This is a genomic window from Pseudoalteromonas sp. B131b (assembly GCF_037162545.1).
In the GTDB taxonomy this organism is placed as follows: domain Bacteria; phylum Pseudomonadota; class Gammaproteobacteria; order Enterobacterales; family Alteromonadaceae; genus Pseudoalteromonas; species Pseudoalteromonas fuliginea.
Window position 1 is genome coordinate 1404161 of the sequence record NZ_JARLUZ010000001.1, and the last position, 17743, is coordinate 1421903.

General features: G+C 38.4%; 9 protein-coding genes and 3 pseudogenes. 11 read left to right on the forward strand and 1 reads right to left on the reverse strand.

All coding sequences use genetic code 11. The annotated features are described in order from the left end of the window. The 4 genes and pseudogenes from rng (at position 1) to tldD (ending at position 7599) form a co-directional block, all read left to right on the forward strand. Positions 1-1472 (forward strand): annotated as a pseudogene (gene rng / locus P4S65_RS06495) (ribonuclease G). After that, a pseudogene (locus P4S65_RS06500) lies at positions 1472-5327 on the forward strand (YhdP family protein). The pseudogenes rng and P4S65_RS06500 overlap by 1 nt, the downstream one beginning before the upstream one ends. Further along, positions 5324-6163: a carbon-nitrogen hydrolase family protein gene (locus tag P4S65_RS06505; protein WP_096792387.1), complete on the forward strand. Its 840-nt coding sequence runs from the start codon at positions 5324-5326 to the stop codon at positions 6161-6163. Before P4S65_RS06500 ends, P4S65_RS06505 begins: the two are co-directional and overlap by 4 nt. Continuing rightward, positions 6160-7599, forward strand: a complete 1440-nt coding sequence (gene tldD / locus P4S65_RS06510; protein WP_033040856.1) for a metalloprotease TldD — start codon at positions 6160-6162, stop codon at positions 7597-7599. Before P4S65_RS06505 ends, tldD begins: the two co-directional genes overlap by 4 nt. A 698-nt stretch (positions 7600-8297) precedes the next feature. Here tldD and P4S65_RS06515 read toward each other — a convergent pair. Continuing rightward, a pseudogene (locus P4S65_RS06515) lies at positions 8298-9133 on the reverse strand (mechanosensitive ion channel family protein). A gap of 1287 nt (positions 9134-10420) precedes the next feature. Between P4S65_RS06515 and P4S65_RS06520 the strand changes: the two are divergent. The 7 genes from P4S65_RS06520 (at position 10421) to P4S65_RS06550 (ending at position 17733) form a co-directional block, all read left to right on the forward strand. Beyond that, positions 10421-10987 carry an RNA polymerase sigma factor gene (locus P4S65_RS06520; protein ID WP_232224826.1) on the forward strand — a complete coding sequence of 189 codons (567 nt, stop codon included), beginning with the start codon at positions 10421-10423 and terminating at the stop codon, positions 10985-10987. Between the two features lie 164 nt (positions 10988-11151). After that, on the forward strand, positions 11152-11694 hold the full coding sequence (locus P4S65_RS06525; protein WP_008137321.1) for a UpxY family transcription antiterminator: 543 nt from the start codon (positions 11152-11154) through the stop codon (positions 11692-11694). Positions 11695-11696: 2 nt separating this feature from the next. After that, positions 11697-12128: a glycoside hydrolase family protein gene (locus P4S65_RS06530; RefSeq protein WP_007378997.1), complete on the forward strand. Its 432-nt coding sequence runs from the start codon at positions 11697-11699 to the stop codon at positions 12126-12128. 1 nt (position 12129) lies between these two features. Further along, on the forward strand, positions 12130-14115 hold the full coding sequence (locus tag P4S65_RS06535) for an ATP-binding protein (RefSeq protein ID WP_007378998.1): 1986 nt from the start codon (positions 12130-12132) through the stop codon (positions 14113-14115). Continuing rightward, entirely contained in the window at positions 14093-14719 is a 627-nt protein-coding gene (locus P4S65_RS06540; protein WP_007378999.1) for a Pvc16 family protein, read from the forward strand. Before P4S65_RS06535 ends, P4S65_RS06540 begins: the two co-directional genes overlap by 23 nt. Before the next feature lie 111 nt (positions 14720-14830). Further along, complete coding sequence (locus P4S65_RS06545) at positions 14831-17176, forward strand: hypothetical protein (RefSeq protein ID WP_337119781.1); 2346 nt, start codon at positions 14831-14833, stop codon at positions 17174-17176. A gap of 62 nt (positions 17177-17238) precedes the next feature. Beyond that, a complete protein-coding gene (locus tag P4S65_RS06550; protein ID WP_096792389.1) occupies positions 17239-17733 on the forward strand; it encodes a hypothetical protein in 495 nt (164 codons plus the stop codon). Positions 17734-17743 lie beyond the last annotated feature (10 nt).

Sequence of the window (17743 nt, forward strand, 5' to 3'; positions counted from 1 at the left end):
ATGAGTACAGAATTACTGATCAATGTCACACCAAGCGAAAGCCGTGTTGCCTTAATAGAAAACGGTGTATTACAAGAAATTCAACTTGAGCGTATTGGCAACCTCGGTATTGTTGGTAATATTTACTTAGGGAAAATAAGTCGTGTATTACCAGGAATGCAAGCTGCTTTTGTTGATATAGGCCTTGAAAAAGCGGCCTTTTTGCATGCGTCAGATATCGTAAACAGCGCATCAATTGTAGAAGGCGTTGACGACACTCCGATAAAAAAAGTACAAGATATTCGTGAGTTAGTTCGCCAAGGTCAATACATTATGGTGCAAGTGGTTAAAGATCCGCTTGGTACTAAAGGTGCAAGACTCACCACAGATATAACAATTCCTTCTCGTTATTTAGTATTTATGCCCGATGCTACTCATGTAGGAGTTAGCCAACGCATCGAAACCGAAGAAGAGCGTGCACGCCTTAAAAAAATAGTTGCGGAATATGGCGATGAAAATGGCAGTTTTATTGTGCGTACAGCAGCCGAAGGGGCAATCGAAGCTGAGCTAAGGCACGACGCTGAATTTTTAAGAAAGTTATGGGAAAAAATAGTATCTCGCAGAAAAAAACAAGTAAAGCGAGCATCTTACATGAAGACTTAACACTTGCGTTCAGAACGCTTCGTGATTATGTAGGTGAAGACATGGAGCGTATTCGTGTCGATTCAAAATTGACTTATCAAGAGCTTAAGTTATTTACTGATGAGTTTGTACCACAGCTTTCTAAAGTACTTGAGTATTATCCAGGTGAGCGCCCAATATTTGATTTGTTTGATGTCGAAAATGAAATTCAAAAAGCATTACATCGTAAAGTAACGTTAAAATCGGGCGGTTATATCATTATTGATCAAACCGAAGCGATGACCACGGTTGATGTAAACACTGGAGCTTTTGTTGGCCATCGTAATTTAGAAGAAACTATTTTTAATACCAATGTAGAAGCTACTTCGGCTATCGCCCGTCAACTCAGACTACGTAATTTAGGCGGCATTATTATTATCGATTTTATTGATATGGTAAGCGAAGACCACAAACGCCGCGTATTACATTCGCTTGAATCTGCGTTATCGAAAGATTGCACCAAAACGAATATAAATGGTCTTTCTGCACTCGGTTTAGTGGAAATGACCCGTAAGCGTACGCGCGAAAGTCTAGAACATATTTTATGTGATGTATGTCCTGCATGTTCAGGTCGTGGTTCGCAAAAAACAGTTGAAACAGTGTGCTATGAAATATTACGCGAGATAGTGCGCGTTAATCGTGCTTACGCAGCCGATAAATTTATGGTGTACGCTGCCCCAGCAGTGAGTGAATCTTTACTTAATGACGAATATCATAACCTAGCGGAACTTGAGCTTTTTATTGGTAAGCAAGTACATATTCAAACCGAGAGTTTATACAGCCAAGAACAGTTTGATGTGGTAATGATGTAATGAAAGCAAAAGCGGTCTGTTTTTTTGTTTTAGAAAGTTATGGCAAACCTGCGCCATAATTTTGGTATTACTGGCCGTTATTGTTTCTATTTTAAAATATACACTTCCTTATGCTAATGACTATAAAGGCGATATTGAAACTTACTTACACAGTAAATTTGATGTCAGCCTTTCAATTGGTTCTATTTCAGCAAGTTGGCAGGGTAGTGGCCCCGCTTTGGTTCTTGAAGATTTATCCTTTAAAGATAATGAAACGGCTCCTATTTCTCTTACCATCGCAAAAACCAGTTTAGAGCTTAATTTGTGGGAAAGCTTAAAAACGCTACAGTTAAAATCTAATTATTTTGTTATTAGTGGCTTTCACACCAGCGTTAATGTGGGCAACTTATTTAATGGCAATGAGCAAGGTGAAGTTTCTTTTGAACAAAAAGAACTCATTGAAGGTCTTTTTTTAGGTGAAACTGGGCATTTTGCTATTGAGAATTCAAGCGTCAACTTCATACTTGAAGATGGTAAAGAGCGTAAAGTAATGCTTAAAAATATTACTTGGCAAAATGAAGATAAAAAACACCTAGGCAGTGGTAGCTTGGCATTGCCTGGTATCTCAGTTGGTAATTTTGATGCGCGCATTGCTTTATCGGGTAAGACCTTGGAAAAGGTAATTGGTGATATGTATGTGCAAGCAAATAAAGTAGATGTATCTAACTGGTTAGCGCAATACATAACAAGTGAAAAGCAGCAATTACACAGTGATATAAATTTACAAGCTTGGCTTAAGCTCGAAAAAGGGCTATTTAGCGATATAAAAGTGCAATGGTTACCAAGCTTTGTGCGTTGGCAGTATGAAGAAAAAAATCAACAAGTTAGTTTAAGCGAAGGGGGATTTCATTTATACCCAGAGCAAAATGGTTGGCGCTTAAAAAGTACAGGTTTAACATTTGCTAGTAACAGCAAGGCTTGGCCAAGTTTAGAGTTTGAAGCAAAGCTAGATGCGCAAAACAAAGTATGGTTACAGCAAGTTGATTTAGAGCTACTAAATAATTTAGCTGGATTAACTAATTTTAATGGTTTAGCCCCTTTTTTAGAGCGTGAACCAAGTGGTTTGATTAAACAAGCATATTTAAATTTTGAAAGCGTTGAGCAGTGGCAGCTATGGTTTGAGGCTGACAATATTGGTTGGCAAGAGCTCGATTCAGTACCGGCTGCTCAAGGGTTAAGAGTAAGTGGTCTTGTAAATCAAGCAAGCGGACGTATTAGCTTATTTGGCGAAAATGGCACGCTTGTTACTGGCGAAAACTTTAGTAATGATATCCAATATAATCAAATTAATATCGATTTAGATTTAGTAAATCGAAAAGAAGGTTGGCACATCAGTAGTGATGAAATTTGGTTTGATAATAATGAAATAACACTTGCTGCTGAAATGCAGCTGAGCCTCGGGGATACGCCTCGTTTAGATTTATATGCAGAAGCGTTCGCTCCAGATGCCAATATTGCAGGGCATTACTTCCCGCTAAAAGCAATGAGCCATGAGCTCGTTAGCTATTTAAATGGTGCAATTAAAGGCGGAGAAGTATCTAAAGCACAGGTCTTATTTGCAGGGCCTTTGTCTGGTTTCCCATTTACTGATGGTAGTGGTCAGTTTGATGTATTAGCACAAATAGACAATGCAACCTATGAGTTTGACCCTGATTGGCCTGCGGTCACTAATGCTAATGTGCAGCTACATTTTGCTAATGAGCGGATGGACATATATAGCCAGCAAGGCAAGTTGGTTAATTTAGATATTGGTCATAGTGTACAGGTGAGCATTGCAGATTTAATGAATGCTGATGAACTTATTGTGCAAATTGATAAAAAAGCAGAGATGGAAAAGTTACATGATTTTTTTGCAGCGACACCTATTGCCAAACCTCTTGCTGAAATTTTTAAAGTCGTACAGGGCAAAGGCGAAGCCGATGCCAGTATTGAGCTTTTAGTAGGCTCTAAGTTTAAAGGCGGAGCCAGTGTTAGCGGCAAAGTTAATTTAAATGACTTGCCAGTATTTATAGCAACGCCAGGCATTGAGCTTAAAAACTTAACTGGCGAGCTTAATTTTACAAACGACAATATTACACTTAAAAATGCGACTGCGAAGTGGTTGGGTATGCCGCTAAATATTAATTACAGCAGTAAAAGTGATGCTAAAAATTACCAAGCAAACATAGATATAAACGCCAAAGTTGACGCCGATACACTAATTGATAGTGGGCAAGGTATATTAAAAAATTATTTAAGTGGGCAAAGCGATGTTGATATTGGTTTAGTACTTAATTTTACCGAACAAGGCTTTAATTACCGTGCACAGGTAAACTCAGAACTACTTGGCTTAACGAGTAACTTACCCGCACCTTATAATAAAAATAGCGAACAAGCGTGGGCACTTGATGCAGTAGTTCAAGGTGATGATATTTCTAATCTCATTACAGCAAACGCTAATCAACAGTTTTACTTTAATGCTATTTTAGAAAATGGGAAATCACAGTTTAGTAATGCCCATTTTGTGATCGGAAAACAAGATTTAGGATTAAACCAAAAAGACTTAAGCGTAAATATAAATCTTGAGCAGAGTGAACTAGTGCCTTGGTTTGATCTGATTGATCAAATAATTAAAGCAGGTAAAGCAAATCCAGATAAAGAATCAAAAGGGATTATGCCACCGCTTAATGAGGTGGTCGCAAATGTAGGTATGCTTGATGCGAGTAACATCATCTTTAATGATTTTGAAATGCGTTTAGCACCATCAAAAGACGATTTATACCTAAAGCTAAATGCTAAAGAACTTAGAGCTGGAGTTTTTATTCCTACATCACAACCTAGCCAGCCTATACGAATTAATACCGATTACTTAAGGCTTAATTTTGCACAGCCTAGCGAGCAATTAATTGAAATAACAGATGTACTTCCTGAGGAAGACTTGAGCTGGCTTACTAAAATACCTGCCATTGAGTTTGAATGTAGTGACTGCAAAATTGATCGCTATCAGCTTGATAAAGTGAGTGCGTCATTATTAGGTGATGGCGAGCGCTTATCGATATCAGAACTTGTAATCGATAAAGGAGATCATGTACTGCGCACTAAAGGGCTATGGCAAAATGGTTTGACAATGCTAAGTGGTGAGCTTAAAAGTGATGATATAGGCGCATTGTTTGGCGAGTTTGATATTACCTCTGCAATTAAGGATTCTAAAGCTGATCTAAATTATGATCTTACTTGGCAAGCTGCACCTTATGATTTTGATGTGAAAACTTTAAGTGGTGAAGTTACTTGGGATTTAGGGGAAGGTCACTTAACTGAAATCAGTGATGGTGGTGCACGCGTATTTTCGCTGTTGAGCCTTGATTCACTCGTACGCAAACTGAAACTTGATTTTAGAGATGTATTTTCAAAGGGCTTTTTTATAACAGCATGCAAGGCTCTATGCAGTTAGAAAACGGTATCGCTTACACTAAAGATACTAAAATGGACGGTGTGCCTGCCGATTTAACTATTAAAGGCTACGCAAACTTAAATACCCTAGATATAGATTATGACCTTGCTGTAGCGCCACAAGTAACCTCAAGCATTCCGGTTATAGTGGCATGGATGGTTAATCCAGTAACAGGGCTTGCTGCTTTAGCACTTGATAAAGTTATTCATTCTGCGCGCGTCATCTCAGAGATCAATTTTAAAGTAACGGGTAAAATGAACGATCCTATTGTTCAAGAACTCGACAGAAAAAGTCGTGAAGTTACACTACCTCAAGCTGCGCAAAATCAGCCACAAGCATCAGTCGATTTAAAGCTTAAAGATGCACAAGTAACAGTAACGCAATGAACAAAACAGCAAGCATAAGCACACCCACAATAGTTGCCCTACAAATGTGTTCAGGGCTAAACCCTGATGACAACATAGCAAGCTTAAAGCGCGCACTTAAAACTCTGCCAGCAACAAGGCCATTACTTGTTTGCTTGCCAGAAGCTTTTTTAGTGTTTAGTAAAAGTGGCAGCGATACTTTACTTGTTGCTAAGCAAGTTGAGCAATACAAATTACAACTTAGTGAATTGTGCCAACACCATAATATTTGGTTAAATGCAGGCACAATGCCTGAGCCATTTAACGAACATAAGTATTACGCAGCATCGCACTTACTCAATAATCAAGGCGAGCTTGTTGCAACGTACAACAAAATACATTTATTTGATGTAAACGTAGATGATAAGACAGGTAGCTATCGAGAATCAGATTTTACCCAAGCAGGTAGCGATGTGGTGGTGGTTGAGTCTCCATTTGGTAAAATAGGTTTAACAGTATGTTATGATCTGCGCTTTAGTGGCTTGTTCAATGATCTAGTTCGCCAAGGCGCGGAGATTATTTTAGTCCCGAGTGCATTTACAGTTGTTACAGGGCAAGCACACTGGCAACCGCTATTAGCAGCTCGCGCAATAGAAACACAATGCTATGTAGTTGCAGCGGCTCAACACGGTACACATGAAAATGGCCGACAAACATATGGTCACAGTATTATTATTTCACCTTGGGGCAATACCCTGAGCGAATTGCCAACAGGCACCGGTTTTATAAGCTGCCACGCAGATTTAGACCAGTTACAAAAAATTAGACGAGATATGCCCGTGCAGTCTCATCAACGATTTAGAGAGCATTTATTATGAATTCGGTTGAACAGCATTTACTACACGACAGCCTGCTAAATAGAGAAGAACTCGAAAAAACGCTCGCTTACATACATCAGCATAAAGTGGATTACGCTGACTTATATTTTCAATCAAGCCACCACGAATCGTGGGTGCTTGAAGACGGCTTAGTTAAAGAAGGTTCTTATAACGTTGAACGTGGTGTTGGTGTACGTGCTGTAAGCGGCGAAAAAACAGGTTTTTCTTACTCTGATGCAATAAACCTTGAAGCGCTAAATAAAGCGGCAACAGCAGCGCGTAGCATTGCCGATGCTGGCGAAGATAGAGCAATTAAAGTATTTAGCGATGTTAAAGCTAAAGAGCAGTTTGCACCGCATCAACCAATTTCGAGTATGAGCGATACCGACAAGGTTAATTTATTACGCGAACTTGAAAACTACATTCGTGAATTAGCACCCGATGCAGAGCAAGTAATTAGCTCAATGTCTGCGGTATACGAAGAAGTATTAATCGCGGCAAGTGATGGCACGTTTGCTACCGATATTCGCCCACTTATTCGCTTAAACTGTTCAGTACTGCTTGAAAAAAATGGTCGCCGTGAACGCGGTGGCGCAGGCGGTGGTGCACGTTTAGATTATGGTTACTTTAAAGAGCTTGTTGATGGTAAACCGCGTTGGATGGAATTTGCAGAAGAAGCGGTACGCCAAGCTAAAGTAAATCTTGAAGCTATTGATGCACCTGCAGGCACGATGGAAGTTGTACTTGGTAATGGTTGGCCTGGCGTGCTTTTACACGAAGCGGTAGGGCATGGCCTTGAAGGCGACTTTAACCGTAAAGGCGCGTCTGCGTTTAGTGGTAAAGTGGGCCAAAAAGTAGCATCTGAGCTGTGTACTGTGGTTGATGATGGCACCATAGCTGACCGTCGAGGTTCACTTAACGTAGATGACGAAGGTACACCAGCGGCTTACAACGTGCTAATCGAAAACGGTATTTTAAAAGGCTATATGCAAGATAAGCTAAACGCGCGTTTAATGGGTGTAAATCCTACCGGAAACGCACGTCGTGAGTCTTACGCACATTTACCAATGCCTCGCATGACTAATACCTACATGTTAGGTGGTGAGCACAGCCAAGCCGATATTATCAGTAGTGTTAAAAAAGGGGTATTCGCGCCTAACTTTGGCGGCGGACAAGTTGATATAACCTCAGGTAAGTTTGTATTTAGCGCATCAGAAGCGTATTTAATCGAAAACGGTAAAATTACTCAGCCAATTAAAGGCGCAACGCTTATTGGTAATGGCCCAGAAGTAATGCAGCAAATATCTATGGTTGGTAACGACTTAGCACTTGATAAAGGTGTTGGTGTTTGCGGTAAAGATGGTCAAAGCGTACCGGTAGGCGTAGGCCAACCAAGCCTTAAAATTGATCAGTTAACAGTGGGTGGTACAGCATAAAAAACCATGAGCGCGAAGTGGATTCGCGCTTTCGTTTTGATGAAAGTGAGGTTTTACACCTCGCTTTTTAAATATACGCTCACGTAATAGAGCGCGAAATAAATTCGCACCTACAATTTGCATTCTTACTCAGTGTAGGTGAAGTTTTACACCTCGCTTTTTAAATATACGCTCACGTAATAGAGCGTGAAATAAATTCGCACCTACGATTTGTATTTTTACTCTGGGTAGGTGAGGTTTTACACTCGCTTTTTAAATATACGCTCACGTAATAGAGCGCGAAATAAATTCGCACCTACGATTTGTATTTTACTCTGGGTAGGTGAGGTTTTACACTCGCTTTTTAAATATACGCTCACGTAATAGAGCGCGAAATAAATTCGCACCTACGATTTGTATTTTTACTCTGTGTAGGTGAGGTTTTACACCTCGCTTTTTAAATATACGCTCACGCAATAGAGCGCGAAATAAATTCGCACCTACAATTTGCCTGCTTACTCTGGGTAGGTGAGGTTTTACACCTCGCTTTTTAAATATACGCTCAGAAATAGAGCACGAAATAAATTCGCACCTACAATTTGCATGCTTACTCTGTGTAGGTGAGGTTTTACACCTCGCTTTTTAAATATAAGCTCAGAAATAGAGCACGAAATAAATTCGCACCTACAATTTGTATTTTTACTCTGTGTAGGTGAGGTTTATACTTCTCCCTCATCCCCTTTAGTTTTTTCAGCCTCTTTATACCATAACGCAAAAAAGCACTCTGTTAATTTGTGCTCTATCTCAAGCGCTTTTTCTGTAGGACAAAACAAGGTAAAGCTTGCTTTAAACTCACCTAAATCGGTTGTACCAAAGTGAATTACAGGCTCTGGGCCAGATATTTTTGCATCAAGTTTACGCTCAATCATCGAATTATAGCGGCTTGCTACTTCTTGAAACTCTTCGCAGTACAGCTTAGCCTGTTCAGTTAATGTGTCGTGAATAGGGTACGGGTTAAAGCTCTCTCTTCGGACAATAATAAAATGGTGTGTAACAAAGCGTTTTACAAAGTTTAAGTTTTTAATCGAGCTGGTAATTAGCTTATTGTTTGGTATGTATATGGTTTTTCTCGAAAATTGATAAGTATGTATATCAATTTCATGCATGGTCGTTTTAATCCAATCGGTTTCAGCAACTTCACCAAAGTAATCACCAACTTGTATCCAATCACCCACTCTAAACGGGCGTGTTGTTACTAGGTAAAAAAGCCTATTACACACTGAATAAATTCACGCGTTGCAAGTACAATCGCCACAGCAAAGGCGGCAATAGAAAGTGCAAAGTTTTGAATCTCTGTAGACCACACAAAGAGAAGTGATATCACCATTACAAAGTTAATAAAGTGCTTAATATTATGCGCGATGTAGCGAATATCTTTTTCTTTTTTCTCAGCGCGACTTTTTGCTAACTTATCGACAAGTATCTTAAGCACAAATGCAATTGTTAACATTATTAGTGAGAGAAGAAACGGATGCAGTAATATATCTTTAGTCATAAATTCCTAATGGTTTAAAGTTGATAAACACGACCAGTTTATTGATTTATTTTGCCAATGGGCTAATTTAACGCAAATAAAAACCCTTTAGCAAATTAATGCTAAGGAGTATTCGTTTTTATCAGTAATTTTCAATGGTTAAACCAACCTACTCTATTTGATCTCTGGTTAAGAGGTTTACTAACATATTGAACTACAGTGATATTTAAGTTTATTTCTCTCTAGCTAGAGATTTCAGTAAATTAAACGCAGTTAGCGCTGAAAACAACTGCTTGAGATAAATTTATTATCCAGAGTTCAGGTTATTTAGATATGAGGTCTATTTAACGATAGGTAAATTGCACTATAACTAGAGTCTGTTTATCTTTTAGGTAAGGGTTAGCCTATGTTGTGCGGTTACCCCCATCAATAGGCGATAAAGCAGTATAAATACCAAACATGTGCAGCCCTAGGTTAAATAAATTTTAATACTTAAAGACTAGGTAATATTTTTTATATCTAGTTGTTTTAAATAAAAATTATAACAACGCTATTGGAAGGGGAATTCGTTAAATTGTACCGGTACTTATGTCAGTTGGTATTAAAGGCTATTTAACATCAATAATGCCTTTGCTTGTATTTTATCGAGAGTAAATTAGATGTACCGTGGTGGAATAGTCCAGATCCTATAGATAATTTAGTGTGAAGCACGCATTTCAAGTGAAGATGGGTATTGTGGTTTTAATCGATAAGACAAGCTGCTAGATACGTATTTCCGGCTTTTATTTAAGTACGCGCAATATAGAATTAGAATACTTATCAAGCATTAAATTTATTTCACTAAGTACTTTCCCTTTACTTCATAAGTTCCATTTAACCCATATTTTATAAGTCGGAAATAACAAAACAACTACTTATAAGTTAGAAGGTATTGAACCGTCCTATTGAGACTAGGACTGCTAATTTTTTGTCAGTGCAGTTTTATTTGATGAGGTTTAAGTTCACAGACTTTAATTTATAACGCTATTCTAATAATTAAAACTACATACAGTAATAAAAGCGATTATTAGTTTTTATCACTCCTCTACCTTGCAATATATTGGCGCTTTTTTGTTGTAATGCTTTGTAATAGACACGAATCAAAAAAGTAATACTATTATTTCCTTAAATACAGACAAGTAAGAAAAACACCGATTAATGATAAATAACTACATATTGTTATTTTTTTGTTTTTCTTTTGTTTTGTTTTTGTTCACATAACTCTTGGTTCTACGTCATCGCTTCGTAAATTCAATTTAAAGCGGAGAGATGATGTTTTTATCAAGGAGTTCCCATTCAAGCGTTCAGCTTGAAACTAATCCCCACCTAAAGTTTTGGGTTATTTGGTCAGATTATGAAAAACGAGTGCGGGCTTGTTGCTATAAATGGTTATATAGTGACCAAGATCGAGTTGAAGACGCCATGGCACAAGCGTGTGAAAAAGCGCTTAAAGTTTATATACAAGACAGCTCTCAAATAGAAAACATGTTTGCTTGGCTTTGTCGGATAGCCCATAACATCTGTATGGATATACATCGCTTAAATAGTAAAGAAAGCGATTTAGTGAAACAAGCCAACAGCTCCTCAACACAGTTTTATTTTACGGAGAGCCAGTCACAAACATTGGAAAGTGAGTATGAACGTATTCACCTATATCAGAAGTTGATGGATGCCATTAATGATTTGCCTAATGATTTAAAGCAAGTGATCCAGTATAAATTTATTTATGAAATGGAGTACTCAGAAATAGCAAACCAATTACAAATTAGCCAAGAAAATGCAAGAAAGCGTGTGCAATTGGCTCGTAAGAAACTAAGTGCATTACAGTATGTATAAGCCCTCATGTTCAGGTCATCGGTTTTTCTTGGCTTGTAACCACAAAATAATTTAAAAAATCTTTTTCACAAACAGATGAATACCCCGTTATTCAAATAACGGGGTATCTGACCAAGATACCCAAATTTAAATCGAACATTCGCATCACCTTAGCTGGGATTGATGTGGCGGAGCTTGGCTGGAGCATTAATATGAAAAATGAAAGGCAGTGGTTTGTGGTTTATACCAAAGCCAATAGTGAGAAAAAATTTGCTGTACAGGTCAATCTTTTGCAAAGTGATTGTGAAGCATTTTTGCCTTTAATAGATCAGGCCCGCCAATGGAGTGACCGAACCAAAGTGGTAAGCGTACCGTTATTTAAATCATACGTATTTGTTTATATTGACGGTAATGAATTTCAACAGTTAAAACGCCTACCAGGTTTCGTTTCATATATTAAATTTAATAATCTACCAGCTGTGATTTCTCAGCAAGAAATGAAAAAAATTCAACGTTTTATATCTACAGGTAAAGTGGTTGAAGTGCTGTCTAATCGTTTGCTAGTAGGAACTAAAGTGGAAATTGTTAGCGGTAGTTTACAAGGGTATTGCGGTATTCTGGTTGAGCGACGTAATCAACAATTAGTCGCAATTGAAGTCGAGGGATTAGCGCAAAGTATGATGCTAACTTTACCTGAAATGCTATTGAAACCGATTGTTGAGGTTTAATTATGGCGTATCTAAGTGAAACAAATATACAAACGCTGAAAGCCCAATTATTGCGTTATGAGGGGTTATCATTAAAACCATATAGATGTACCGAAGGAAAATTAACGATCGGTATTGGCCGTAACTTAGAAGATAAAGGTTTGTCATTGGATGAGGTAGATTACCTATTAAACAATGACATTAATAATGTTATAGCACAGGTTGCAGTGCATATTCGCGTTTTCAAATTATTGAATGAAACTAAAAAGATTATTTTGCTAGATATGGCGTTTAATCTTGGGGTTGCAGGGCTATGTAAGTTTAAAAATATGCTCAGGGCACTGGAAGATAAAAATTACCCTTTAGCAGCGGCTGAAATGCTTGACTCTAGATGGGCTAAGCAGGTTGGAGTGAGAGCTGATGAGCTGGCACAAAAAATGGCTCTAGGAGAGTGATATGAGTGCCATTATACCTCAATTACAAGTGCCTCATTCAGAGCAAGAGCGGCGAGTTGCTTATCATCTCTATCAGTTTGGTAGTGCGCTAAAAGCACAAGATGAACATCTAAGTGATACTGTTAAAGAGCTACATGAGCAGTTAAATAAACTAATTTTTATGCCACGGTTTAACCATCTTACTGATTTATTTTCGTTGTCTCATTCTGAAACTAAGTTGCTAGCACTTGTTTATATTCAAGTTCAAGATCCAGACGTAATAGCCCCATTTTTAGGATTAAGTTGGTTTGAGCAAGGGCCAACATTGAGTTTAGATAAGTTAGTAACATTAGTGGACGAATCTTTAAATAAATACAACACCATAGCAGAATTTGGCCCTAAATCAGCATTGTTTAAATGGGGGTTAATATACCTAACAAATGAGAGTATAGGTTTACAAAGCGCAGTGAATATTGCCCCTTATTTACATGAATTTTTGCAATGTGGTACTACAAGCTGTGATTACCTTAGTTTCTTTACTTTAGTAGACACGGCGCAGGACCCAGTATTTGATAGTTGTTTTAGTTTACCAGAAGAGGTTGCAGCTCAATCATTACTTATTATCGACAGTGAAAATGATGAAATAACCGCCTGGTATACTCAGCAGTTGGCATTACGGTGCGATACCACGTTGGCACACTATGTAGCAGAGCCAAACAATGGTTTCAACATATCTCATTTAGCGCATGAATTTGCCTGCTTACAGCTCATAGCTCAAACGCAACCAGTATTATTGTATTGGCCCGAAATTGGTAGCTTGTTACAACACAACTTAATTCAATTAAATACTCTAGTTGAGCAATGTACAAAATTGGCGTTAATAACAACAACAGCTAGCCCCTTGTTTGACGAGGTATTTACGCAATCATTAAAAATTAAAGTACAAGTACCAAATTTGTCACAATTAAAAGAGGCTTGGTTGTCGTTATGTAATAGCGAGCAACATACGCATTTAGATAAAGCCCAAGCTCAGCAGTTGGTGGCTAAATATCCCGTAGCGTTACCTCATATGAAGCAGCTAGCAAACAATGCTAAGGCAGATAAAAGTGATGAACAAGATTACTGGGAAACATTGCAAGCGCTGTGTTTTTCAGCGCAAAGTCAACACTGCGATGAACTAGCTAAATTGTGTCAAGCGCGCTTTACCCTCGACGACATGATATTGAATGACAAAATTACGGTGCAATTGCAGGAGTTAATCGCCAGAATTAATTTTAAAGCTTCATTACAACAGCGTCTACCTAGTTTTAATCAAGGATGTAAAGCGCTATTTTGGGGTAAACCAGGCACTGGTAAATCTATGGCCGCAGAAGCCATTGCAGGTGAATTGCAACTACCACTGTACATAGTTAATTTGGCCAATATTGCCAGTAAATGGATAGGTGAAACTGAAAAGCACTTAGCTAAGCTATTTGATTCAGCTCAGAAATATAATGCGGTACTCATGTTTGACGAAGCAGATGCGATTTTTGCAAAACGCAGCGAGGTAGAGTCAAGCCATGATAAAAACGCCAATATGGGCGTAAGTTACCTACTTCAACGTATGGAACACTACACGGGCTTGTTGTTACTAAGTACTAACTTTAAAAGTAACCTTGATGAGGCATTTTTACGTCGCTTTCAAGGGGTAATTGAGTTTACTTTACCTGATAAACAGCAGCGCGTTGATATTTGGCAGCGTAATTTAAGCACCAATGCAGATAGTGATTTATGCCAAGGCATTAGCCAACTTGCAGCATTGTTTGAGCTCAGTGCTGCGCAAATAATCAATATCTGCGAAATGGCATTGTTGCAAAGTTTGATCGCTGACAAAAAGTTGATTAGTCGAGCCGAGATTGCCAATGCATTACATAGAGAACTCTCAAAACAACATGCCGGCTTTATGACCCAGCAATCTTTATCAACGTGGTTAACGGGAGGGCACAATGGACGCAACCTTAATTTATAAAGTACAACAGGCACTTGATTCGTTTATTAAAGACAAAGTTTTATCGCTCAATAATAACGATGATGTAGTAGATACTTCTATTGTATTGAGCTTTCAAGCGCCAGATAATGAATTTACTACTGGTTTAGGCAGCGACCCCGCAATAAATTGTTATTTAGTTGGTATAACTGAAGATATTCAGCGTCGTCAAAGTGAGCCACCTCGTACGCAAATAAATTTTACGCAAACTCACCGTACACGATTCATTGAGCCTAAATTTGTGTCATTGACTTATATGCTAACCGTTTGGAGTAAAAACCCACAGCAAAGCGCTGCGATAGAGCATTTGATCATGGGCTATTTAATTGCAGGTATAGGACGGTACGATTTTCTACCTGAAGAGTTACTACTCGCACAACAAATTGATATATCACCTTATGGTATCCGCAGCCAAATATTCGGTAATGAGTACAGTGAAAAAGTAACAGGGCAAGTATGGCAGGCACTCGGGAGTACGCCTAAAGCAACCATTCTCTATACGCTCTCTTTGCCTATGCCAGTATTTGAGCCAGTACAACTGCCAATAGTAAAAGAAATTAATAAACTATTAGATAACAAAGCTTAATTTAACCTCAATTATTTTACCTAACAGATCCCATAATTTAATCGGCAGTTGTTGAGCATTCAGCTCAGCGGCTGAAATCATCATTTATTTATTAGATTACAGAGGAATATTATGAGTACTTCAGAACTCAATGAACGATTAAAAAGCTACTTTCAGCGTGGTGATATCCCTACTCAACAAGAATTTGGGGATCTAATTGATACGGCAACAAGCAGTATCAATAATGATCGTTTACCAGAGCAGATAGATTTAACTCAAATTGGAGAAAATTCATCGCTTAAAGTGAAAGAGGTTATAGCTAATGGCGCACAAATCACGAATATAGCCAACAATCATTTACCGCCTCAAATAGATTTAACGCAGAGTGGATTGGTCACCGATTCAAGTGTAAAAGCGGGTGAATTAATTGGTGATGGGGCAAAAATAAGCAATATAGCCAACAATCATTTACCGCCTCAAATAGATTTAACGCAGAGTGGATTGGTCACCGATTCAAGTGTAAAAGCGGGTGAATTAATTGGTGATGGGGCAAAAATAAGCAATATAGCAAACAATCATTTACCGCCACAAATAGATTTAACGCAGAGTGGCTTGGTCACCGATTCAAGTGTAAAAGCGGATGAATTAATTGGTGATGGGGCAAAAATAAGCAATATAGCCAACAATCATTTACCGCCTCAAATAGATTTAACGCAGAGTGGATTGGTCACCGATTCAAGTGTAAAAGCAGGTGAATTTATTGGTGATGGGGCAAAAATAAGCAATATAGCCAACAATCATTTACCGCCTCAAATAGATTTAACGCAGAGTGGCTTAGTCACTGATTCAAGTGTAAAAGCGGATGAATTAATTGGTGATGGGGCAAAAATAAGCAATATAGCAAACAATCATTTACCGCCACAAATAGATTTAACGCAGAGTGGCTTGGTCACCGATTCAAGTGTAAAAGCGGATGAATTAATTGGTGATGGGGCAAAAATAAGCAATATAGCCAACAATCATTTACCGCCTCAAATAGATTTAACGCAGAGTGGATTGGTCACCGATTCAAGTGTAAAAGCAGGTGAATTTATTGGTGATGGGGCAAAAATAAGCAATATAGCCAACAATCATTTACCGCCTCAAATAGATTTAACGCAGAGTGGCTTAGTCACTGATTCAAGTGTAAAAGCAGGTGAATTTATTGGTGATGGGTCAGGCCTTATAAACTTACCTCAGATTGATCTCCCTTCGCAAATTGACTTAACCCAAGCGGGAACGGTGACGGATTCGCGCATTGAAGCAGGTGAATTTATTGGTGATGGATCTGGCCTTATAAACTTACCTCAGATTGATCTCCCTTCGCAAATTGACTTAACCCAAGCGGGAACGGTGACGGATTCGCGCATTGAAGCAGGTGAATTTATTGGTGATGGATCTGGCCTTATAAACTTACCTCAGATTGATCTCCCTTCGCAAGTTGACTTAACCCAAGCGGGAACGGTGACGGATTCGCGCATTAAAGCAGGTGAATTTATTGGTGATGGGGCTAGGTTATCTAATATTCAAACTACTAGTTTACCCATTGCAACGTTTGCAGATATTCAAATGGGTGATACAAGCAAGCTGACTACCGCACAACACGGTGGCTGGTTAAATCAAAAAGTAGAAGCGCTTACATGCCCCAATTTGTTGTCGCTGCTGATTGCATGTGTTGAGACAACACAAAACATCGATATTGATAACGTTCCTAGTGAAATTGATGGTTATATGCTTGTTGATGGTGATTTGGTGTTATTGAACGCCCAAACGAATAAGAGTGAAAACCGCATATGGCAAGTAAATGAACTATCAAGCTCATTTTCTTTACAGTCTGTGGTCCGCTATGAACCTGTTGACATGGTTCACGGCGATGCGGTGATCATAACTCAAGGTGACATTTATAAAGATCAAGCATTTATGCTTAGGGCTATTTACGATAATGATGCTGATTTTGAGTATCAATGGAAAATGACAGCCAGTTTAGTGACTGTTGGTGATGGGCTCATAAAGAGTAAAAACCGCTTCAGTGTAAATTTCGCTTCAGCTAATGATCTCGCTAATGGCAGAGTTGATAAGGTTATTGATAGTGCTTTATTAAAGCAAAACTTAACTTCGCTTGGGCAACAGCTTCAAAACCAAATGCTTAATATTAACCCTCAAGTACACACTAATGACTTTACTATTGACGCAAATTCCATTCATTTTTTAGATCTTACAGATGACACTACATTGACAGCTATAATTGATGAAAAAGTCACCTATTTTAGGGTGCAGGACTTTAGTGGAACTTGGGGGACAAACAGCCAAGTTATTCTTAAATTTGCAGATAACTCCAGCCTTACAATATTGCTCAACAGCTCACATGCTTATTATGATTTATACAAAGTAAATGACATTTTTTATTCCTATGACTCAACTGGCAAATTTTTTCTCTAAGGCAACCAGTTATTAATTTAGTCATCAATTCAAACACCCCCTCCCTCTAAAAGGAAAACCCTATGAATAATTTTGTAAACGTGATCCAAAAACTTGAAGAACTGAGTGCTCGTGATAGTAATAAAGCTAGAAGCCTAAACTTATTAAATAGTGTTATTTATCAGGTTCGTGCTGATATGAACCAATATTTAGGTATGCAAACAACTGACTTACACAGGGTAGAAGATATTGCAGATGTGCTTGGCTATGCTGGTCGTGTAGTCGCCGCTAGTGATGACTTACCAGTGACCCCGGTTGAGCCTGCCATGTTTGGCGCAACAGAGTTTTACACGGGGGATTACTTTTTGGTTAAAAATGGTCCTGATCGCGGTATTTATCCAATCACCATTTTTGATGATGGGGCTGGTTTTAAAACGTACGACCTAGACCCTGCTTTAAAACGATATTTAGGCGATGTTGCCGTTGTTGTACTTAAATTAGTTGAAAATGATTTAGTACAAAAACACAGTATATTCAACCTCTCCAACGATATATGGCAAGAGCGTGTAATTGCGTAATCACGTAATT